Origin of the sequence: Azospirillum doebereinerae (assembly GCF_003989665.1) — a bacterium.
Taxonomy (GTDB): Bacteria; Pseudomonadota; Alphaproteobacteria; order Azospirillales; family Azospirillaceae; genus Azospirillum; species Azospirillum doebereinerae.
The window spans coordinates 50420-70850 of record NZ_RZIJ01000009.1 but is presented as its reverse complement, the minus strand read 5'-3'; the positions used below and the strand labels follow the sequence as shown (position 1 = coordinate 70850).

Sequence of the window (20431 nt, the reverse complement as noted above, 5' to 3'; positions counted from 1 at the left end):
ATCAGGCGGCGCGCCGGCGGCTTCGGCCCAAGTGGCGAAGAGCTGGGCCCGGGCGGCGCGATAGTCGAGAGTGTCGGGAATTCCGTGTGGGGCCGAGCATAATGAGGAAGAAGACCTCGTGTGGCCCATCGCAGACGGCCTTTCATTCCGGATATCCTGCTGGACCAGCTTCTGGCCGGCGCCGATCCGAAGAGCGTTTTTGATCCCGACGGCCTGCTGGATGGTCTGAAGAAGGCGCTGGGCGAGCGCACCTTGAATGGCGAGATGGACGATCATCTGGCCAGCGAGGCGGCGGCCTGCAACAGCCGCAACGGCTACGCCTGCAAGGCGGTGCTTGGCCGGGACCGGGGCGCCGGAGCTGGGGAACCCGCGCGACCGCCAGGCCAGCTTCGACCGTAAGGGCTACGAGCGGACCCTTCTTCCCGAAACGGTTTCCGTGACCGATATTGCGCACGGGTTCACAAGAGACGGAGGAAGCGATGGGAGAAGGCGTTGGGCTTCATCCCAGAGCCTGTCCGAGAAGAAGTTGAATTGGATGAATCGCTTATGATTCAAAGGCGCCTCCAAGACGGAGGCAAGAATGTGGACGGGCGAGAGCCGCGGGCGTCACAATCGCAGCGGGCTGCGCTACCCGAGCGACCTGAACGATGAGGAATGGAGGCTGATCGAGCCGCTTCTCCCGCCGGCTCGGCATGGTGGGCGGCACCGCAGCGTCGATGTCCGGGCGGTGCTGAACGGCGTGCTGTATGTGCTGGAGACGGGCCGCCAATGGCGTCATCCGCCCAAGGATCTGCTGCCGCGCGGCACGGTTCATGGCTCTCTGCGTCTGTGGGTCTGGGAGGGGAGGCTGGAGCGCATCCACCATGACCTCTGCCTGCGGGTCCGCGAGCAGGAGGGCCGCGAGGCCAGTCCGACCGCCGCCATGATCGACAGCCAAAGTGTCCGCGCGGCGGAAAAGGGGGGCTTGCGGCGGACCCGGTCGGCTACGACGCGGGCAAGAAGATCGGAGGTGTCTCAAATACCACGTCCTCGTCGACAGGCTCGGACTGCTCCTGAACGTCACGCGTTCATCGCGCCGACATCCAGGACCGTGACGGCACCGCCCTGGTCTTGGACAAAGCCACACGCGTCCGGTTCCCCTTCATCCAGGTGATCTTCACCGACGGCGGTGGCCAAGGGAACGTCCCGGCCGCCAAGGTGAGGAGCACTGGCGATTGGCGGTTGAAGATCGTCAAGCGTTCCGATCAGGCCAAGGGGGTCGTTCTTCTCCCCAAGCGGTGGCTGGTCGAGCGAACGCTATCTTGGCTCACTCGATGCCGCCTGGTACGCCATTACGAACCCTACCCTCAACATCCATCGCCTTCATCCGTATCGCCATGATCCTGTTGATGCTTCGGCGAATCGCGCGGAAATAATCGTTCAGGACGGACTCTGAGGTGGGCTCTTCTTCTGTGCGGCTCCATGACATGAGCAGCAGTCTCTGACCAGACGCAGATCATCAACTTTCCGTCAGGCGACTCGCTGAGTCTTTTGATCGTGTACAAGCATATGCCGGTGCTGTGTGCGCCTCGGCGAGACTTGCCGCATCCGTTTCAACCAGTGTTGACGTTGTCGGCACCTCCGGCTTATCCCAAACCATCGGCGATTCGCCGAATGGAAAGAAGAAGAGGGTTGAATTGTAATTAATTGATACCGAGGCTTGAGTAACATTAAATGACAAGCCATGGATATGGAGTAAGTATTTTTGATTGTTCAGGTAGCTTTAAAAGAGGCGTTTTCCTCATAGGAAGCTTGTACTGGATTTTTTCTAACAAACAATGCAGTTGTTGGATTCTCGTGCGCTGTGTGCCGGATTAATCTCTCGTAAGTCATTGATTTGGCGAGAGCCCTTGCACATTTTTATGCTGGATTGTACAGGCTCCCGCTTCCGGAAGCGGGCGTGCCGTGCCGGCATGGACATCCACCAGAGCCGCTCGAATCCGGAGCAACGTCCTTCCGACGCCTGCGTCGGCCGTGGCGCTGATCGGCGGAGTCGCGCTTTCACCGTCGGGCGGATAGGCTGGACAGGGAAGTTTGCGCGGGCGCGATGACGGCGGAGCGGATGTTTACCCTGAGGAAGACGGAACGGTTCGAGCAGGAGGTGAAGAAAAGCCGTTTTCTGGCAGCGGCGGGGCCGGCCGGCAGCGAGGAGGAGGCCCGCGCTTTTATTGCCGGATGCGGCAGCCAGGATGCCGGCCACAATTGCTGGGCCTTCCGCATCGGCGGAGTCTACCGTTTCAGCGACGACGGCGAACCCGGAGGAACCGCCGGACGCCCGATCCTCCAGGCCATCGAGGGGCAGGGGTTGGACCGGGTGGCGGTGGTGGTCAGCCGCTGGTTCGGCGGTGTTTTGCTGGGAACCGGGGGATTGGTGCGCGCCTATGGCGGAACGGCGGCGATGTGCCTGCGCGCGGCGGAACGGGAGGCCATCGTCGATCTCGCGGCGCTGTCGGTCGTCTGCGCCTTCGCGGACGAAGGCCGGATCCGGGCGTCGCTTGCCGGGATTGCCGGGGCGGTCGCGGACTCCGCGGACTTCACGGCCGAGGGCGTGCGACTTCTCGTCCGGCTGCCGCGCGACCGTCTGGACGGGTTCATCCGGACGGTCGCCGACATCACGCGCGGCCAGGCGGACATCGCGCTGCCGGAGGGCTGAAGGCCGGGCCGGGGACGCGCGGGCGGGCTTCTGCGGGGAAGATCCTGCGGACGGAAAGCCGCCTATGCGAAACGCTTGGCGCCCGCGACGCACAGCACAACCAGACCGGTCGACGCCACCATGGTCCAGGCGATGGGTTCGTCCAGCAGCACCCCCGCCAGCACCAGCCCGAGAAAGGGCTGGAGGAGCTGCAATTGGCCGACGCCGGCGATCCCGCCCAGCGCCAGACCGCGGTACCAGAAGACAAAGCCGACCAGCATGCTGAAGACCGAGACATAGGCGAGGCCGATCCAGGCCGGTGCCGCGACGCCGTCCCAGGCGGACGGACGGGTTGCCAGCGCCAGCGCCGCCATGGCCGGCAGCGCCAGCACCAGCGCCCAGGAGATGACCTGCCAACCGCCCAGCCGGCGCGACAGCGCCGCTCCCTCGGCATAGCCGAGCCCGCAGAGCAGGACCGCCAGAACCATCAGGCCGTCACCGGCCAGCGTGCCGCCGCCGTCCCGCGACAGGGCGAAGCCGGCGACCGACAAGCCGCCGACCCCGGAGAACAGCCAGAAGGCCGGTTTCGGCCGTTCGCCGCCGCGAAGCACGGCGAAGCCGGCGGTGGCGAGCGGCAGCAGGCCGATGAAGACGATGGAATGCGCCGACGTGACCTGTTGCAGGGCCAGCGCCGTCAGCAGCGGGAAGCCGGCGACCACCCCGGTCGCGACGATCGCCAGCGGTGCCAGGTCGCGGCGGGATGGCCATGCCTGCCGCAGGGCCGACAGCAGGAGGATGGCGAGGGCCGCCGCGATCACGGCGCGCGCCGAAGTCAGGAACAGCGGCGTGAAGCCGCCGACCGCGACGCGCGTCGCCGGCAGCGACCCGCTGAAGATGACCACGCCCGCCATCCCGCTCCACCATCCCGCCGCCGTCCGCTGCATGACACATCGTCCTTTTTCGCTCCGGTTCCGCCCTGGCGTCTTCCGGGTGGCCGCGCCGCGACCCTAGCGTGCCGGACGCTGGCCGATACAGGGACAGTCCGATACAATTCCACCGATCTGTATGGGTTCTCAGAGCGGTACGGTTGCCGGTGGGGCGGGCGATGAAGGGTGGCAGGGGCACGCGGACGGGCGAGGTGATGGAGGCGATCCGCCGGAAGATGGCGAACGGCACGCTGTCGCCGGGAGAAAGACTGCCGTCGATTCGACGCTTCGCCGCCGCCATGGGGGTGTCGCCCTCCACGGTCGTCGAGGCCTACGACCGGCTCGCCGCCGAAGGCGTCATCCGTTCGCGGCCGGGTTCCGGATTCTACCCGTCCGGCGCCGTCCCGCCGCTGGCCCTGGCGGAGATGGGGCCGCAGCCGGACCGGGTGATCGATCCCTTCTGGGTGTCGCGCCAGTCGCTCGACACCGCCGCCGGGATGCCGAAGCCCGGCTGCGGGTGGCTGCCGGCCGACTGGATGCCGGGCGGGATGATCCGCAAGGCGATCCGCGGGCTCGCGCGTGCCGGGGACGGCCTGCTGGTGGATTACGGCGGCACGCGGGGATCGCCCGACCTGCGCCGGCTGCTGGCCCGCCAGTTCGCGGAGGAGGGGATCGCGGCGGGGGCCGACCGGATCCTGCTGACCGCATCGGGAACCCAGGCCATCGATCTCGTCTGCCGCTTCCTGCTGCGGCCCGGCGACACCGTGCTGGTCGACGATCCCTGCTATTTCAACTTCCAGGCCCTGCTGCGGGCGCACCGGGCGCGGATCGTCGGCGTGCCCTTCACGCCGGCCGGTCCGGACATCGACCGGTTCACGGAGGCGCTGGCGACGCACCGGCCGCGCCTGTACATCACCAACTCCGCGCTCCACAACCCGACGGGAGCGACGCTTTCGCCGCAGACGGCCCACCGGCTGCTCAACGCCGCGGCGGTCCATGACCTGACGATCGTCGAGGACGACATCTTCACCGGCTTCGAACCGGAGCCGTCCCCCAGGCTCGCCGCGCTGGACGGGCTGGCGCGGGTGATCCGGATCGGCAGCTTTTCCAAGACGCTGTCCGCCTCGATCCGCTGCGGCTACATCGCGGCGCGGGAGGACTGGGTGGAGGCGCTGGCCGATCTCCAGGTGGCGACGAATTTCGGCGGCCCCAGCCCGGTGGCCGCCGGGGTCGTTTGCGCGGTCCTGGGCGACGGCGGCTACCGCCGGCATCTGGAGGCGTTGCGCCGCCGCTTGGCGCGGGCGCGGCGGGAGGCGACGGACAGGCTGGGAGCGCTCGGCATCCGGCCATGGCTGATGCCGCGCGGAGGCTTCTATCTGTGGTGCCGTCTGCCCGACGGGCTGGACTCCGCGGACGTCGCGCGGGCGGCGTTGCGGGACGACGTGGTTCTCGCCCCCGGCAACGTCTTCAGCGTTTCGCAGACCGCGTCCGGCTTCCTGCGTTTCAACGTCGCGCAGATGGGGGAGGCGCGCGTCTTCGACGTGCTGGAGCGGTCGATGATGGACAGGAGATAGCCGTGCCCGATCGCCTCCCGACCGGGGCCGAGGCTCCGGCACCTCTCCGTTTGGCCGTCCCCGCCCATGTGGAAGTCCGGCGGGAACCGGGAAACAGGGGCGGGAAACAGGGGCGGGCCGAGCACCTCCGGCAACCGGAACATCCTCTTGTCGAACGGCCCTAAACGGAAGCCTGCGCTTTGCCCCTTGCCGCCTTCGCATCCCGAACGGGCGGCAGACCGAACATGCGCCCATACTCCCGCGTGAACTGGGACACACTCTCGTAGCCCACCGCGAACGCCGCGTTGCTTGCGCTCAATCCTTCCGACAGCATCAGCCGTCTGGCCTCGATCAGGCGCAGATGCTTCTGAAACTGCAGGGGCGAGAGAGAGGTCACCGCGCGGAAATGCTGGTGGAATGACGAAAGGCTCATCCCGGCCACGGCCGCCAGGCGCTCGACCGGCAATGGCTGCGCGAACTCGGTCCGAAGCACCATGACCGCACGGGCCACGCGCCGCGCCGGGCCGTCCGCCCAGCCAAGACGCCGGATCACCGCCCCATGCCGCCCGGACAACAGCCAGTAATGCACTTCACGCACGAGCTGTGCTTGCAACACCGGCACCGATGCCGGACGATCGAGCAAGCGCATCAACCGCAGCGCCGTGTCGGCGACTTCGGCGTCGGTCGGTTCGACGCGAACGGGCGCATGGTCGCCGTCGGCTCCGGCCTCCATCTGCGCGGCCAGATCCGCGATGACCGCCAAGTCGAGTTCCAGGACGAGCGAGAGATAGGGCGCGACGACCGTCGCGTGCGTGATCTGGCTCACGGTCGGCACGTCCGCCGCGATCAGCAACGAGTCGCCGGCGGTGAACGGGAAGGCCTGCGTCCCCATCGTGACGTGCTTGCTTCCCTGCAGGACCAAGCAGACGAGCGGTCGGGAAATGGCGTAGACGAGATCGCTCGGCGCGGTCGCGCGCACGGTTGTGAGGCCTGGAATCGCTGTTCGCGCCAAGCCGGTGGTGTCGGCGTGAGCCTCCGCGTGACGGCGAACGGCATGGAGGAGATCGGTCATGGGGGCAAGCCTAGCCCGTCGCCGCCGCCCGCGCATCGGTTCTTGGAGGATTGGGCAAGAAGTGTCGAGCTTCCGGCAACACCGGCCGGCTCTCCGGTCCGATAGTGGGCTCATCGCACCACAGGAGTTGACCATGACCAAGATCGCCCTCGTGACCGGCGCCAGCCGCGGACTCGGCCGCAACACCGCACTCAGCATCGCCCGCCGTGGCGGTGACGTCGTCCTGACCTACCGGAACCGGAGCGAGGACGCGCAAGCCGTTGTCGCCGAGATCCAAGCCATGGGCCGAACGGCGACGGCCCTCCAGCTCGACACCGGCGACGTTGCCGGCTTCCCGTCCTTTGCCGGGCGGCTGCGGGCGGCGTTGCGCGACATCTGGGCGCGGGAGACCTTCGATCACCTCGTGAACAATGCCGGCCACGGCGACTGTGCCTTGATCGGTCAGACGACCGAGGCGCAGTTCGACGGGTTGGTCAACGTCCACTTCAAGGGGGTCTACTTCCTCACGCAGACGCTTCTGCCACTGATCGCGGACGGCGGCCGCATCGTGAACCTGTCCTCCGGTCTGACCCGGGTGTCGTATCCGGGCTACGCCGCCTATGCGGCGGTGAAGGGTGCGGTCGAGGTGCTTTCCGTCTACATGGCCAAGGAGTTGGGCGCGCGGGGGATTGCGGTCAACACGGTGGCGCCGGGCGCGATCGGGACCGATTTCGGCGGCGGCGCCGTCCGCGACAACCCGGACGTCAACAGGATCTTCGCGGACATGACCGCTCTTGGCCGCGCTGGGGTGCCGGACGACATCGGGCCGATGATCGGGAGCCTGCTGTCCGACGACAATCGCTGGGTGAACGCGCAGCGGATCGAAGTGTCCGGCGGCCAAGGCATCTGAGCGAGGCGATCCGACGGACCGCCGATGAGGGGGGAAATCGGTTTCGATCGCTGCGGGGGCACGGCGGCACGGGCTGCACCGTGCCGCCGGGGGGCCGTTCGGACGGCCAACACCGTGCGCGCGTCGCGGCGCAATGATCGTTCGCGGCCCTGAACGAAAGTAAGGGTGGGCTGGAAAGACAACACCGGCTATACCGTTCATGGACAGGACGGTTGCCGTATTCAGCGGTGACCCTGTGTTGTCCCATTGCGGCGGTCAACCCATCGCCGGACCGTTCCCATCCTTTTGGTGGAGATGCGTCGTCTTCCAAGAAAGTCATTGCGAGCTATTCCGTTTTTGAGCCTTCGTTTCGATGGAGGTTGAGCATCCTTGCGTGAAAATTCCGGCAAACACAGCGCTTTCGTGGAAAGGATGCGATTTATGATTTGCCGCAATCCGGTTTTTCTCCCTAATCTTGTTCATCGGCATGATCGGGTTTCCGGGAGCATTGGGTTCGCTCTATGGAATTTGATCCAATTAATGAGGAAACGTTTATGAAGCGTCGTTCCTTCCTGACCACGGCGGGTGTCGGCGTCGCCGCCAGCACGCTCGCCGCACCGGCCATCGCGCAGTCGCAGCCGGAGATTCGCTGGCGTCTGGCGTCCAGCTTCCCCAAGAGCCTGGACACCATCTATGGCGGGGCCGACACCATCGCGCACCGTGTCGCGGCGGCCACCGACGGCAAGTTCCAAATTCGCCCCTTCGCCGCCGGCGAGATCGTCCCCGGTCTCCAGGTGCTCGACGCCGTGCAGAACGGCACGGTCGAGTGCGGCCATACCGCCAGCTATTATTACGTCGGCAAGGATCCGACCTTCACCTTCGACGCCACGGTCCCCTTCGGTCTGAACGCCCGCCAGCAGAACGCCTGGATCTACAGCGGCGGCGGCATGCCGTTGCTGCGCGAGTTCTTCCAGGGTTACGGCGTCGTCAATTTCCCGGCGGGCAACACCGGCGTGCAGATGGGCGGCTGGTTCCGCAAGGAGATCAAGACCGTCGAGGATCTGAAGGGCCTGAAATTCCGAATCGGCGGCTTCGCCGGCCAGGTTCTGGCGAAGCTCGGCACCGTGCCGCAGCAGATCGCCGGCGGCGACATCTACCCGTCGCTGGAAAAGGGCACCATCGACGCGGCCGAGTGGATCGGCCCCTACGACGACGAGAAGCTCGGCTTCAACAAGGTCGCCAAGTATTATTACTATCCGGGCTGGTGGGAAGGCGGGCTGAATGTCTCGCTCTACGTCAACCAGCAGCAGTGGGACCAACTGCCCAAGACCTATCAGGCGGTCTTGGAGGCGGCCTGCTTCGAGGCCAACCTGACCATGAACGCCAAATACGACGCCGAGAATCCGGCGGCCCTGCGCCGTCTGGTCGCTGGCGGCGCGCAGTTGAAGCCCTTCCCGCGCGAGGTGATGGAGGCCTGCTACAAGGCCGCCTTCGAGCTGTACGACGAGACCGCCAAGAACAACCCGAAATTCGCCAAGATCTTCGAGCCGTGGAAGAAGTTCCGCGACGAGGAGTATCTGTGGTTCCGGGTCGGCGAAAGCTCCTTCGACAACTTCGTCTTCACGGCCGGGCAGAAGCGCGGCTGACAGCGGTCGGTTGGAAGGCCCCGGCGGACAATCCGCCGGGGCCTTTTTCATGAGGTCACGCCGGCGTGTCCACCCCGGCGCGGGTCGGGGACAGCAGATTGGCGATCATCGTCTGGACCGTCTCATCCTTCTGGTTCAGCGTGACGATGCGGACGCGGACGATGCCGCGATCCGGGCGCTTGGACGACAGCCGCGCCTCCTCGATCTCCCCCTCGATCCGCAGCGTGTCGCCGGGCCGGGTCGGCTTGGGCCACGCGATGCTGTCCACCCCCATGCCGATGTAGCCGCCGGCCAGATCCGCGTCGCTGCCGACGATCATCCGCATGGTCAGCGCCGTCGTGTGCCAGCCGCTGGCCGCCAACCCGCCGAACAGGGTCGCCTTGGCCGCCTCGGCGTCGAGGTGGAAGGGCTGCGGGTCGAAGCGGCTGGCGAAACCGACGATCTCCTCCTCGGTCACGGCCAGCGGCCCGCCGGTGAAGCGGTCGCCCACGGCGAGGTCCTCGAAATAGCGCATTCCCCAGTTCCTTTCGTCGCGGTCGGCGTTTATGATGGAGACCGGTCTGTCTCTTTTCCGATGGTAGAGACCGATCTGTATCATTGTCAATCCGTCGAATCGGCGGGTTCGATGACGGCCAAGGGATTTGGCCAGGAGGGGTGGATGGACGCGGCGTTGGAGCGGCGCAGGACGGCGCGGGACCGGATCCTCGACACGGCGGCGGAGCTGTTCTACCGCGAGGGCATCCGCGCGGTGGGGATCGACGTCATCATCGCCCGGTCCGGCGTCGCCAAGATGAGTCTCTACCGCAACTTCGAGTCCAAGGACGATCTGGTCCGCGCCTATCTGGAACGCAACGCGGTGCTGCACCAAGCGTGGTGGGACCGGGTCGTCGCCCGCTGTCCCGGCGATCCCAAGGCGCAGTTGAAGGGGCTGTTCGTGTCGCTCGGCCACTGGATCGCGCACCCGCAATTCCAGGGCTGCCCCTTCACCAACGCGGCGGCGGAACTGCGCGACCCGGCCAACCCGGCGCGGGCGGTGGCGCTGGCCCAGAAACGCGCCATGCGCGACCGGTTGCGCGCCTTGGCGGCGGCGGCGGGGGCGGATGATCCCGACCGATTGGCCGGGCAGCTCCATGTGTTGATGGAGGGCGCCTACGCGACAGGGCCGGCGATGGGCCCGGACGGAGAGAGCGGGGCGGTGGCGTCGGCGTCGGCGGTGCTGATCGACGCGGCTTGCGGGGCCGAGTCGTAAGGGGCGTTTTGGCGCAATCCAGGCATGCAAACACCGCAGGGAATTCCTGCGGTGCGATGGTCGGCGTCGGTGGTTTGCGGCTGTCTTACTCGGCGGCGTCGATGCGCGGGCGCACCTGGAACTGGCCGTCGCCGCGGTAATCCTGCAACCGCGTGGCGCGCAGGCCGCGCATGCCGTGGCTGTCGATCAGCCGTTGCCAGGAGAGGAACTCCTCCACCGATAACGTGTAGCGGCGGCAGGCTTCTTCCAGGCTTATCAAGCCCGAACGCACCCCGGCCACGACCTCGGCCTTGCGCCGCATCACCCAGCGCTTGGTGTCGGGTGGCGGAAGGTCGTGCTCGGTCATCGGATGCCCTTCCGGGCCGATGACCGCTGAACCGACCATCAGGTCGCCGTCGATGTCGCTTTCGATGAGTGCCATGCGCGGACGCTCCAACCCAAACTCTGACTTCCACGAATTGGAGGTACTTTACCCATCCGGCGCTTAACAAATGCCTAAACTATTGGGTTAATGAGTCCGCGCGGGGTAGTGGGGTGCCCGAAGGGATAGGGCGTGGGTTGAGCGGCACCCGGGGCATCGCCTCAGTAGACGGTGGTCAGGCTCGACAGCGGGACTTCGCTGGTGCCGATGGTGAGCACGGTCTCGCCATCCTTGTTGGACCCGATGCCGCCCACGGTGCCGAAGGTGTAGCTGGTCGTCTTGATCGTGGCGTCCTTTTCCGCCGAGGTCGGGGCGACGTTCATCCGGTAGGTGCCGGGTTGAACCGCGTTGCCGCTGTCGTCCTTGAAGTCCCAGGTGACGGCGTGCTTGGTGCCGGCCGAGGTCTCGCCGGTCATCGAGCGGACGAGGCGGCCCTGCCCGTCGAGAATGTCGACGCGCACCGACTTGGCGGCGGTTTCCAACTGGTAGCCGAGCGGCGCCTGGGTCATCCCCTGGGTGTACTGGAAGCTGTCGCCTTCGTAGGAGACCGTGCGGCCGAGATAGGCGAGGTTGGTGGACGCGGTGCCGGCGCCCTGCAGCTTCACCAGCTTGTCCAGCCGGCTGTTGGTTCCGATGTTCTGCTCGACGTTGGCGAATTCGACCAACTGCTTGGTCATTTCGTTCGTGTCCATCGGCTTCAGCGGGTCCTGGTTCTTCATCTGCGTGGTCAGCATGGTGAGGAAGGTCTCGAAATTGTCGCCGAGACCCTTGGTGGCGCTGGCCGTCTTCCCTTCGTCGGTGGTGGGCGTGTTCTTGGACACGGTCTTCGAGCCGGTGGACTTGGTGCCCGCGTAGGTGCCGTACTGGTTCAGCGTCAGGCCGGTGGAGTCGGTGGTCGTCGCCATGGCGGTTGTCCTTGAGGCTCGATGGGGCCGGTTGCGGCCGAATTGGGAAAAGCTGGGGCGGTTCTTCGGGATCAGGCGCGGATGTCGAGCCGGCCGTTGCCGACCGTCACGGTGTAGGCGGCGTCGGCCGGCTCCGCCTCCTCGCCGCCGCCGCCCTGGCCGCGACCCCGCTTGCCGGACCCGCCGCCCTTGGCGTCCTGGAACGGGTTGCCTTCGCCGCGCAGGCTGAAGTTCAGGCTGTTGGAGTCGGCCTGGAGACCGGCATCCTGAAGGGCGCGCTCCAGGCCACGGCTGTCGCGTTGCAGCAGCTCCAGCGTCTGGGCCTTTTCCACCGCGACCATCGCGCTGACGCGGCCGTCGGCGCCGATGTCCAGCTTGATGTCGATCCGCCCCAGCTCGGCCGGGTGCAGGTTGATGGTGAACTGGTCGACGTCGTCGGCGACGTTCTTCTTGATGTGGACGGCGACCTGATCGGGAACGCCCAGCGGCGCGCCGGCGGTGCCGCGCGAGGGGCGCATCGCCACCGCCGCCTGCGCGGCCTCGATCGGGGCCGCGGCGTGCGGGGCTTCCATCGCGGCCAGCGCGGCGTGGGTGTGCGACCCGGCGGTCTGGTGGATGGAGCCGGTTTCGGCGGTGCCGGCGGTCGCGGCGGTGCCGGCGAGGGCGCCGACGGCCTGGCTTTCGGCGGCGCTCTTCAACGCCTCGACGGCGGCCGGGGCGGGGGTGGCGGGGGTTTGGACCGTCGCGGTCTGGACCTGTGGCTGGCCGTCGTTCTTGCCGCCCTGTTCGTTGCCGGATTGCTTGGCCCCGGTCTTGTCGCCGGCCTTGGCCTTGGCCGCCGCGATCAGGTCGGCGAAGCTGGTGGGCAAGGGCGCGTCGTCGTCGGTCGGCAGGGCTTCGGCGGCCGGGCCGGCGTCGGCGGTCGCCGTGGGATCGGCGGGAACGGCGCCGTCGGCGGCCGGGGTCGCGGCCTCCTTGCCGGGCTTGCCGTCGACGCCTTGGCCGGCTTGGCCGGCGGTCTGGGTCGCCGCCTGCTGGGCTTGGGCGAGTTGGGCCGCGAGCTGGGCGGCGGGGTCGGGCTTGGTTTGGGCGGTCGCCGAGGCGATGGCGTCGGCGGTTGTCGGGGACTCGGTGGCCGTGGCGTCGGTCGCCGTGGGCTGGGTCTGGGCGACGGTGCCGGCCAGTTGCAGGCTGGCCAGCAGGGTGTCGCTGGTGGGCGTGACGATCTCGACCACGGTTTCGGTGACGGTCAGCGTCACGTCCAGCACGGTCACGTCGCCGTCCGCCGCCGCGCCGTCCTCGGGCGGCGCGGCGGCGGTGTCCTGGCTGGCGTCCAGGTCCGCGTCCTCGACGGTTTCGTCCGTCGCGGCGGCGTCGGCCGCCGAATCGGCGGACTGGGTGGTCTGGCCGCTGGCGGTTGCGCCGTTCGCGGCGGCCTTGCTGTCCTTGGCCGCGTCCTTGGCGGCCGGTTTGTCGGTCTTCGCGGGGGCGGTCTTGCGCGCGGGCTCCTCGGCCTTGGCGGGGGCCGGTTCCTTGGCGTCCTTGGGCGGCGGGTTGCGCTCGGCGGCCTGGGTCTCGGCTTGTTTCGGCGCCTCGTCGCGCGCCGTCTGGCGCGCGGGCGGGGCGGTGTCGAGGCGCGGCCGTTCGGCGCGGATCGGGGCGGCGGCCTTGCGCTGCGCGGCCTCCTTCGCCTCCCTGGCTTCGCGTGCCATGTCCTTCGCCGCGTCCTTGGCGGTGGCGTCGGCTTGGTCGCGCTTGCGGGCGACGGCGTCGCTCAGCATGCGCTCCATCATCTTGGAAAACATGTCGTCCTTGGCGCCCGTCCCCTGGGTCTGGGTCTGGGCGAGGCCGTCGAACAAGGAAGACGCTGCGGTGTTCGATTGGATTTCCATGGAACGGTTCCTCAAGACGGCTGGACGCATCCGGTCATTGCAACTGGTGGGCCAAGTCCGGAATGGGCTGCCGGGCGCGGGAATCGGCGATCGGAGGGGGTGGTGCGGCAGTTCCCGCCGTCGGGCGGCAAAAAGCGCCGGGTGGCACCGGTCTTTCTTGCCGCTCCGGAACGCGGCCATGAAAAAAGGCCGCCCCGAAGGAGCGGCCTCGAAACCCGGAGGACGACGGTCGCAAGGACCGCCGACGCCGTCACAGCTGCTTGTTCAAGGCCGAGGAGGTGCGCGGACCGCTGGGCGGCGGGGCGTAGCCGCGGCCGCCGCCCATATGCGCGGCGTAGGCGGTGGCCGGGGCCTTCTGGGCCCTGGTCACGGCGGCGACCACGGTGTCGACGACGATCTTCTGCGCCTGGCCGCCGACGCGCAGGGCCTCGGCGTTGTCGGCCGAGGCGGCGTAGAGCTGGCCGGTGGCCTCCTTCAGCGCCGTCTTCAGCTCCGCCGGCAGGGCGATCACCCCGTCGCGGTCGACGCGCAGCATGCGCGAGATCTCCTCGTAGACCAGCGACATCGGCTGCTTCTCGCGGGCCATCTGGAGCAGTTCGGCGGTCGGGCGCCGGGCGCGCACGGCGGCGGCCTCGCGCTGGAGCAGCAGGGTCAGGCGGCCCATCAGGTCGACCAGCGCGGTGGCGCGCTCGAAGGCGTTCTTCGGCAGGTTGGAGGGCGCGGCCTTGGCGGGCTGCGGGAAACGGACGTCGACCTTATCCATGGCTGGCCTCCTGGGCGCGAAGAAGCTCTTGGTAGACTTGGTTGGCGATGCCGAGACCGCCGCGCTGGGTGACCTGCTTGCCGAACTGTTCGATCAGCATCGGGCGGAACATCTCCTCGCCGCGCCCGCCGCCGAAGGTCTCGTCGGTTCCGATGCCGTCGAACATGTGGCCCATCATCTGGGACACGAAGACGTTCTCGAACTCGGTGGCGGACTTGCGGATCTGGGCAAGCTTTGCCGGGTCGACCTTGGCCTCGAGGTCGGTAATCTTTGCCTGGGTGCGGACGCCGTAGCCCTCGGCCTTGGCCCGTTCGATCATCGTCGGCAGCTTGGGGGCCGGCGGCGGGGGAAGGGCGGGGCTCAGGTCCATCAGATCACCTCGATCTCGGCTTGCAGGGCACCGGCGGCCTTGATCGACTGGAGAATGGCGATCATGTCCCGCGGTCCTACCCCCAGAGCATTCAAGGATTGTACCAACTCCTGCAGGGTGACCCCGGAATTCATCACGGCAAGGCGGTTGTTGGACTGGTCGTCGACCTGGATGTCGGTGCGCGGGACCACGGCGGTCTGCCCCTGGCTGAACGGGCCGGGCTGGCTGACCTGCGGGGTCTCGGTGATGCGGATGGTCAGGTTGCCCTGGGCGATGGCGACGGTGGAGATGCGGACGTTCTCGCCCATGACGATGACGCCGGACTTCTCGTCCACCACCACGCGGGCGACCTGGTCGGGGGTGACGCGGAGCTGCTCGATCTCGGTGATCAGCCCGACCACGTCGCCGCGCCGCGATTCCGGCACCGTCAGCAGCACCGAGGACGGGTCGGTCGCCTGGGCGCGGTTGCCGCGCAGCTGGATGTTGATGGCGGTCGCCACCCGCTGCGCCGTGGTGAAGTCGGGGTTGCGCAAGCTCAGCCGCAGCACCGGCAACTCGGCCAGTGCGAACTGGATTTCGCGCTCGACGATGGCCCCGGAGGAGATGCGGCCCGAGGTGGGAACGCCGCGCGTCACGCTGGCGCCCTGGCCCTGGGCGGAGAAGCCCGACACCGCGATGGGCCCCTGACCCACGGCGTAGACCTCGCCGTCGGCGCCCATCAGCGGGGTGACCAGCAGGGTGCCGCCGAGCAGGCTCTTGCTGTCGCCCATCGCCGACACGGTCACGTCGATGCGGGTGCCCTGCGCCGCGTAGGCCTGCAACGTTCCCGTCACCATCACCGCCGCCACGTTCTTGGTCCGCAGGTTGGTGCCGCGCGTGTTGACGCCCATCCGTTCCAGCATGCCGGTCAGGCTCTGTTCGGTGAAGGGCGAGTTGTTCAGGCTGTCGCCCGTGCCGTTGAGGCCGACGACCAGCCCGTACCCGATCAGCATGTTGTCGCGCACGCCCTCGACATCGACGACGTCCTTGATGCGGGCCGAGGCGGCCTGGACCGGCGCGGCCGCGACCATCAGCGCCAGGACGGCGGCGAAGCCGGCCAGACCGGCGAGCTTGGCGGCGCGACCCAGAAAGGCGAGGGCGGGGAACGGCATGACGCGGGTACTCCTGAACGGGCGTCCCTCCCCATACAAACCCCGTGCCAGAGGCGTCGAAGGCAGCCCATCCGCCAAAGGGCCGAGAAGAACCCTGTCGAAGCGGTCTCTTTTGGTCCTGCCGGGGCGGCAATTTTTGCCCGATTGCGGCAAGGCTTGACCGGGTGTTAAACTCTGTCCATCTAGAGTACGCGCGTTATCGTACCCATTACTGCAAACGGCTGCACGGACATGAAAGTCGAAGGCCCCGGCAACATACGCGGCAGCGGTTCGGTTCGCCGCACCGGCAAGGCCGAAGGCACGTCCGGCGCGGCCTTCTCCAAGCAGCTGGTCGGCGAGAGCAACACCGCCCAGGGCGTCGGCGCGACCGCGTCGATGTCCGGGGTGTCGGGCGTGCTCGCCCTGCAGGAGGTCGACGCGACCGACGACGCGACGGCGCGGGCCTCGCGCGGGAAGATGCGCGCCGAGGAGATGCTCGACAAGCTGGAGGAAATCCAGCACGGCCTGCTGTCGGGCTCGCTGTCGACCCAGAAGCTGATGGACCTCGCCAAGGTGGTGCAGACGCGCCGGGCCCAGGTGGACGATCCCGATCTCGCCGAAATCCTCGACGAGATCGATCTGCGCGCCCAGGTCGAGCTGGCGAAGCTGACCTCGTGAGCCGGCGCGCGTCCCATGGCGCGCGGATCGCGGCCCGGTTGTGGACGCGGTCGCAAAAAGATCACAAATCTTTTTCATTCCAAGGGCTTGTTTGGCTGTTTCCTGGGCCAACCATGGGGTTGCGGTCGCGCGTCCGCCTGCCTATACTCCGCGCCGCCCGGATCACCCCTTTTGCGCTGGATGCTTTCGGATGACGTCGCCGCTGCTGCCTCAGAACTACACGCCGTCGGATGACGAGGCGTTCATGAACCCGACGATGCGGGAGTATTTCCGCCAGAAGCTGCTGCGCTGGCGCGCCGAGCTGCTGGCGGAATCCAATGGGACGCTGAACAGCCTCCAGGAAGGCGGCATCCAGGAACCGGACATCGCCGACCGCGCGTCGGCCGAGACCGACCGCGCCCTGGAACTGCGCACCCGCGACCGCGAACGCAAGCTGATCTCCAAGATCGACGCGGCGCTGGAGCGGATCCACGACGGCAGCTTCGGCTATTGCGAGGAGACGGGGGACCCCATCGCGGTCCGCCGGCTCGACGCCCGCCCGATCGCGACGCTGAGCCTGGAGGCCCAGGAGCGTCACGAGCGGATGGAGCGCACCCAGCGCGACGACTGACCGTCGCGCCGGGAGAAAGGTCGCAGGGTTTCGGCCGCTGGGCTCCGGGCGTCGTCGTGTCTTCAGACCACGACGCCGTACCCCTCGTTGAAGGCCGCCTTGACGTAATCGGCGCTGGGGTAGGCGAAGCCCTGGTCGCCCCAGCCCGGTCCCCAGCTGTTGCGGACGATGAAGCCGCCGTCGCGGCGGTAGCCGACCACGCACACCGCGTGGCCGCCCAGCACGGCGCCCGGGTCGTGGCGCTCAAGCTCGCCGTCCGGACCCAGGGCCAACCAGCCCGGATCGACGTTCAGCCGGGTCAGGATCGGCCCGTTGGTCGCCAGCCATTTCCGCCACACCGTCGGGTTGACGCCGAGATTGTGGAAACTGGCGATGCGGAACGTCGCCGCCTTGGCGTAGAAGGCCTCGGCGGTTCCCTGCCAGAGCGGCCCCTCCATCGGCAGATCGTCGTCCAGCGCGCAGCCGTATTGCCTGGCGATCTCCAGCGCCCGCTTGGGCTGGGCGCCCTCCTGCTCGATGAAGGTGGTCGGGTAGCTGGTCAGCTCGTCGGTTTCCTTGTCCGCCATCCAGATGAAGCGGGGCGAGAGCCGAACCGCGATGTCGATCGCCGCCTTCTTGGCGAAGTGATAGCGCAGCACCCCGTCCGCCGTGGCGAAGCCGACGCAGGCGCCGCTCGATCCCTGGGTGCTCACCGGCCAGCGGTCGTCGCGGAGATCCACCGAATCGGGCAGATGCAGGGAGGAGATGGCGGGGATCGCCCCGCTGTCCAGCGCCGCCTGCCACGACCAGTCCGCCTGCGTGTCGCGCGACGGAATGCAGTTCAGGACGAGGTTGGGCGGGGCGTTGGGCGGAATGGGCTGGCCGATCATGCTGCGCGTCCGCGGCTGCGGGCGCTCCGTCCGGAGGGAGGAGGCCGTGTTGACATCCTCCCATGGTTGCCGGGATCGCCCGCCCTGTAAAGGGCGGGCGTCGGCATCAGGCGAGGCTGACGGTTCCGTCGGTCGGCGAATCGGTGTCCGGGGCGCGCTTCGTCTCCTCCGGCTTGCCGGAGTCGGCAGCCGCCTGACGCTCCTGGGCGTATTCGATCATCCGCCGGGCGATCTCGCGCTCGCCCATGAAGACGGTGTCGGCGCCATGGTCGCCCAGATAGGTCACGGCCTCGTCGCTGTGCGCGCGGGCGGCGATGGCGATCCGGGGGTTCAGGCCGCGCGCATGCTCCACCACGCCGCCGCCCTCCAGGGCGTCGGGAACGGTGACGAGCAGCAGGGCCGCCCCCTCCACGCCGGCGCGTTGCAGGATGCCGGGAGCGATGGCGTTGCCGTAGACGACGCGCAGCCCCTCGTTCTGCAACGCCTTGGCCCGCTCGCGCTGGAGGTCGACGACCACGCAGGGCCGGCCCTCGGCAACCAGCTTTTGCGTCACGTGGCGGCCGACGCGGCCGTAGCCGACGACGATCGCGTGGCCGGTCACGTCGTGGTAGTCGCGCAGCTCCGGCAGCGTGTCGGTGGCCGGGGTGCCGACGGGGTCGGCCGGGTAGAATTTCTGGATCAGGGCGAACAGGAACGGGTTGGCGGTGATCGACAGCAGCGCGCCGGCCAGCACCAGCCCCTGGCCCTCTTCCGGCATGATGCCCAGCGACGTGCCGAGCCCGACCAGGATGAAGGAGAACTCGCCGATCTGCGCCAGACTGATCGCGACCGTCAGCGCGGTGCGCATCGGGTAGCGGAACAGCAGCACCAGGCCGAAGGCGGCGACCGACTTGCCGAGCAGGATGATCGCCACCGTCGCCGCCACCGACCAGGGCGAGCGGACCAGCACCATCGGGTCGAACAGCATGCCGACCGACACGAAGAACAGCACCGCGAAGGCGTCCTGCAGGGGCAGGGTCTGCTCCGCCGCGCGGTGGCTGAGGTCGGATTCGCTCAGCACCATGCCGGCGAAGAAGGCGCCGAGCGCGAAGGACACGCTGAACAGCTCCGCCGAGCCGTAGGCGATGCCGAGCGCGATGGCCAGCACGGCCAGCGTGAACAACTCCCGCGAGCCGGTCCGGGCGATCCGGCCCAGCACCCAGGGAACCGCCCGCCGGCCGCCGACCAGCATCAGGGCGACGAACAGCGCCACCTTGCCCAGCGTGATCGCCAGCGACAGCAGCAGGCCCTCCTCCATTCCGCCGCCGTTGGCACCGCTTTCCAGCATGCGCGCGACCGGCGGCAGCAGCACCAGCGCCAGCACCATCGCCAGATCCTCGACGATCAGCCAGCCGATGGCGATGCGTCCGCGCTCCGTCCGGAACAGATCGAGCTGTTCCAGCGCCCGCAGCAGCACCACCGTGCTGGCGACCGACAGGGCGAGGCCGAACACCAGACCCGCCGCCAGGCTCCAGCCGAGCAACGCCGCTAGCCCCCAGCCCATCAACGTGGCTATGGTGATCTGCACGATGGCGCCCGGCACCGCGATCGCCCGCACCTTCATCAGGTCGCCCAGCGAGAAATGCAGCCCCACGCCGAACATCAACAGGATGACGCCGATCTCCGCCAACTGGGAGGCGAGGTGCAGGTCGCCGACATAGCCCGGCGTGAAGGGCCCCATGGCGACGCCGGCCAGGAGATAGCCGACCAGGGGCGACAGGCGCAATCGATGCGCGGTCGCCCCCAGGATGAAGGCCAGGACGAGGGCGGCGACCATGGTCGTGATCAGCGGCACATGATGAGGCATACGGGCGTGTCTCCCGACAGGCAGGGGGGTGGCAGGCAGGGCTTGGAATCGCGATGGTTAAGCCTCATATGTGGTGAAAATGATCGGTTTCAACGTTTTTGGCGGATAAAAATTGGGTGAATATATGCCTATCAAGGGCAGCCTGACACCGGGCCAATGCCGCGCCGCGCGCGGCTTTCTCGACTGGACGCAAGAGGAACTGGCCGACCGCGCGGCGGTGTCGCGCGGCACGATCCGCGATTTCGAAAAGGGGCGCCACGCCCTGCACCGCAGCACGGAGACGCTGCTGAACGCCGCCTTCGTCGCCGCAGGCCTGCGCTTCGTGCCGGCCTGCGAGGGTGGCCCGGGCGTGTTCTGGCCGGGAGAGGCCGGCGCGGTTCCGCCCCGGCCGGACGCCGGGCCGGACGCCGAAGGGCCGGGCCGCGAGCCGTCCGGCGGAGAATGAGAATGTTGCCGGGCGACGGCGGAAGCTTGCTGCGGTCGGCGTCCAGGGGGGGTAGCATGGGGCGTGGGCGCAACCCGACGCGCCGAAACGCAACCGGTTCAAACGCCGTCAACCCAACCAGGAGGTCCTCCCGTGAGCCGACATGAGGAAACCGTCTACCGCACGACGAAGAAGGTCGGTGAACCCAGCCTGGCGGAGATGAAAAGCCAAGCGTCCCGGCTGAAGCAGGATCTCGACCAGTTCAAGGTGCGCGGCGCCGGTGCGGCCCTGATCCAGCCCTTGCAGGAACGCATCCGCGACCTGGAGGCGGCCATCGCCCACGCGCAGGCGGCCAAGGGCGGCGGAACCCCCGATCCGGACGCGCCGGATTACCAGCGGCCGGTCGCCCGCACGACCTCCAGCCGTTTCCCGCCGCGCGGAAAGCCCACGCGGGTGTGATGATCCCGTCCGTTCGCGGACGGAGGCCCCATTCGAGCGTGCACGATCGGCTGGCATTGCTTGGCAGCAGTCCCGCGGC

21 protein-coding genes and 1 pseudogene are annotated in these 20431 nt (G+C 68.1%); 11 read left to right on the top strand and 11 right to left on the bottom strand.

The features are described 5' to 3' along the window. Positions 1-120 precede the first annotated feature (120 nt). The 3 genes and pseudogenes from EJ913_RS13130 (at position 121) to EJ913_RS13120 (ending at position 2692) form a co-directional block, all read left to right on the top strand. A complete protein-coding gene (locus tag EJ913_RS13130; protein WP_126998516.1) occupies positions 121-399 on the top strand; it encodes a hypothetical protein in 279 nt (92 codons plus the stop codon). A gap of 181 nt (positions 400-580) precedes the next feature. Further along, positions 581-1415 (top strand): annotated as a pseudogene (locus EJ913_RS13125) (IS5 family transposase). Positions 1416-2101: 686 nt separating this feature from the next. Beyond that, positions 2102-2692 (top strand): IMPACT family protein, encoded by a 591-nt coding sequence (locus EJ913_RS13120; RefSeq protein ID WP_126998514.1) that lies wholly within the window; start codon positions 2102-2104, stop codon positions 2690-2692. Positions 2693-2754: 62 nt separating this feature from the next. Here the strand turns inward: EJ913_RS13120 and EJ913_RS13115 are convergent, their stop codons facing one another. Next, the gene (locus EJ913_RS13115; protein WP_126998512.1) at positions 2755-3615 is read right to left on the bottom strand and encodes a DMT family transporter; all 861 of its coding nucleotides are present in this window, start codon (positions 3613-3615) and stop codon (positions 2755-2757) included. Positions 3616-3776: 161 nt separating this feature from the next. Here EJ913_RS13115 and EJ913_RS13110 point away from each other — a divergent pair, with 161 nt between their 5' ends. After that, positions 3777-5171: an aminotransferase-like domain-containing protein gene (locus EJ913_RS13110; RefSeq protein ID WP_126998510.1), complete on the top strand. Its 1395-nt coding sequence runs from the start codon at positions 3777-3779 to the stop codon at positions 5169-5171. 160 nt (positions 5172-5331) lie between these two features. On the opposite strand, the gene EJ913_RS13105 is transcribed toward EJ913_RS13110, so the two are convergent. Then, positions 5332-6222, bottom strand: a complete 891-nt coding sequence (locus EJ913_RS13105) for an AraC family transcriptional regulator (RefSeq protein ID WP_126998508.1) — start codon at positions 6220-6222, stop codon at positions 5332-5334. A 133-nt stretch (positions 6223-6355) separates the two neighbouring features. Here EJ913_RS13105 and EJ913_RS13100 point away from each other — a divergent pair, with 133 nt between their 5' ends. Continuing rightward, entirely contained in the window at positions 6356-7111 is a 756-nt protein-coding gene (locus EJ913_RS13100) for an SDR family NAD(P)-dependent oxidoreductase (protein ID WP_126998506.1), read from the top strand. A 533-nt stretch (positions 7112-7644) separates the two neighbouring features. After that, complete coding sequence (locus EJ913_RS13095) at positions 7645-8736, top strand: TRAP transporter substrate-binding protein (protein ID WP_126998504.1); 1092 nt, start codon at positions 7645-7647, stop codon at positions 8734-8736. Positions 8737-8791: 55 nt separating this feature from the next. Here the strand turns inward: EJ913_RS13095 and EJ913_RS13090 are convergent, their stop codons facing one another. Then, on the bottom strand, positions 8792-9334 hold the full coding sequence (locus EJ913_RS13090) for a MaoC family dehydratase (protein WP_338019045.1): 543 nt from the start codon (positions 9332-9334) through the stop codon (positions 8792-8794). A gap of 60 nt (positions 9335-9394) precedes the next feature. Here EJ913_RS13090 and EJ913_RS13085 point away from each other — a divergent pair, with 60 nt between their 5' ends. Beyond that, positions 9395-9985: a TetR/AcrR family transcriptional regulator gene (locus EJ913_RS13085; protein WP_126998500.1), complete on the top strand. Its 591-nt coding sequence runs from the start codon at positions 9395-9397 to the stop codon at positions 9983-9985. Positions 9986-10070: 85 nt separating this feature from the next. On the opposite strand, the gene sciP is transcribed toward EJ913_RS13085, so the two are convergent. From sciP to EJ913_RS13055, 6 genes are all read right to left on the bottom strand, one after another. Then, complete coding sequence (sciP, locus tag EJ913_RS13080; protein WP_425321112.1) at positions 10071-10406, bottom strand: CtrA inhibitor SciP; 336 nt, start codon at positions 10404-10406, stop codon at positions 10071-10073. A gap of 161 nt (positions 10407-10567) precedes the next feature. Continuing rightward, complete coding sequence (locus EJ913_RS13075; RefSeq protein WP_126998498.1) at positions 10568-11311, bottom strand: flagellar hook assembly protein FlgD; 744 nt, start codon at positions 11309-11311, stop codon at positions 10568-10570. 71 nt (positions 11312-11382) lie between these two features. Continuing rightward, positions 11383-13203: a flagellar hook-length control protein FliK gene (locus EJ913_RS33000; RefSeq protein ID WP_126998496.1), complete on the bottom strand. Its 1821-nt coding sequence runs from the start codon at positions 13201-13203 to the stop codon at positions 11383-11385. A gap of 250 nt (positions 13204-13453) precedes the next feature. Further along, a complete protein-coding gene (locus EJ913_RS13065) occupies positions 13454-13966 on the bottom strand; it encodes a flagellar basal-body protein (protein WP_126998494.1) in 513 nt (170 codons plus the stop codon). After that, on the bottom strand, positions 13959-14336 hold the full coding sequence (locus EJ913_RS13060) for a rod-binding protein (RefSeq protein WP_126998492.1): 378 nt from the start codon (positions 14334-14336) through the stop codon (positions 13959-13961). The genes EJ913_RS13065 and EJ913_RS13060 overlap by 8 nt, the downstream gene beginning before the upstream one ends. After that, positions 14336-15487, bottom strand: coding sequence for a flagellar basal body P-ring protein FlgI (locus EJ913_RS13055; RefSeq protein ID WP_404323642.1), 1152 nt, complete (start codon positions 15485-15487; stop codon positions 14336-14338). Before EJ913_RS13055 ends, EJ913_RS13060 begins: the two co-directional genes overlap by 1 nt. Before the next feature lie 231 nt (positions 15488-15718). Here EJ913_RS13055 and EJ913_RS13050 point away from each other — a divergent pair, with 231 nt between their 5' ends. Both EJ913_RS13050 and dksA read left to right on the top strand, forming a co-directional pair. Further along, a complete protein-coding gene (locus EJ913_RS13050; RefSeq protein ID WP_126998490.1) occupies positions 15719-16144 on the top strand; it encodes a flagellar assembly protein FliX in 426 nt (141 codons plus the stop codon). A 190-nt stretch (positions 16145-16334) separates the two neighbouring features. After that, positions 16335-16754 (top strand): RNA polymerase-binding protein DksA, encoded by a 420-nt coding sequence (gene dksA / locus EJ913_RS13045; protein ID WP_126998488.1) that lies wholly within the window; start codon positions 16335-16337, stop codon positions 16752-16754. Positions 16755-16816: 62 nt separating this feature from the next. On the opposite strand, the gene EJ913_RS13040 is transcribed toward dksA, so the two are convergent. Beyond that, the gene (locus EJ913_RS13040; RefSeq protein WP_126998486.1) at positions 16817-17623 is read right to left on the bottom strand and encodes a C1 family peptidase; all 807 of its coding nucleotides are present in this window, start codon (positions 17621-17623) and stop codon (positions 16817-16819) included. 106 nt (positions 17624-17729) lie between these two features. Next, a complete protein-coding gene (gene ybaL, locus EJ913_RS13035; protein ID WP_126998484.1) occupies positions 17730-19469 on the bottom strand; it encodes a YbaL family putative K(+) efflux transporter in 1740 nt (579 codons plus the stop codon). A gap of 124 nt (positions 19470-19593) precedes the next feature. On the opposite strand from ybaL, the gene EJ913_RS13030 reads away from it, so the two are divergent. Together EJ913_RS13030 and EJ913_RS13025 are read left to right on the top strand one after the other, a co-directional pair. Then, positions 19594-19914, top strand: coding sequence for a helix-turn-helix transcriptional regulator (locus EJ913_RS13030; protein WP_126998482.1), 321 nt, complete (start codon positions 19594-19596; stop codon positions 19912-19914). A 132-nt stretch (positions 19915-20046) separates the two neighbouring features. Beyond that, the gene (locus EJ913_RS13025; protein WP_126998480.1) at positions 20047-20352 is read left to right on the top strand and encodes a Gas vesicle protein V; all 306 of its coding nucleotides are present in this window, start codon (positions 20047-20049) and stop codon (positions 20350-20352) included. The last annotated feature ends 79 nt before the right edge of the window (positions 20353-20431 follow it).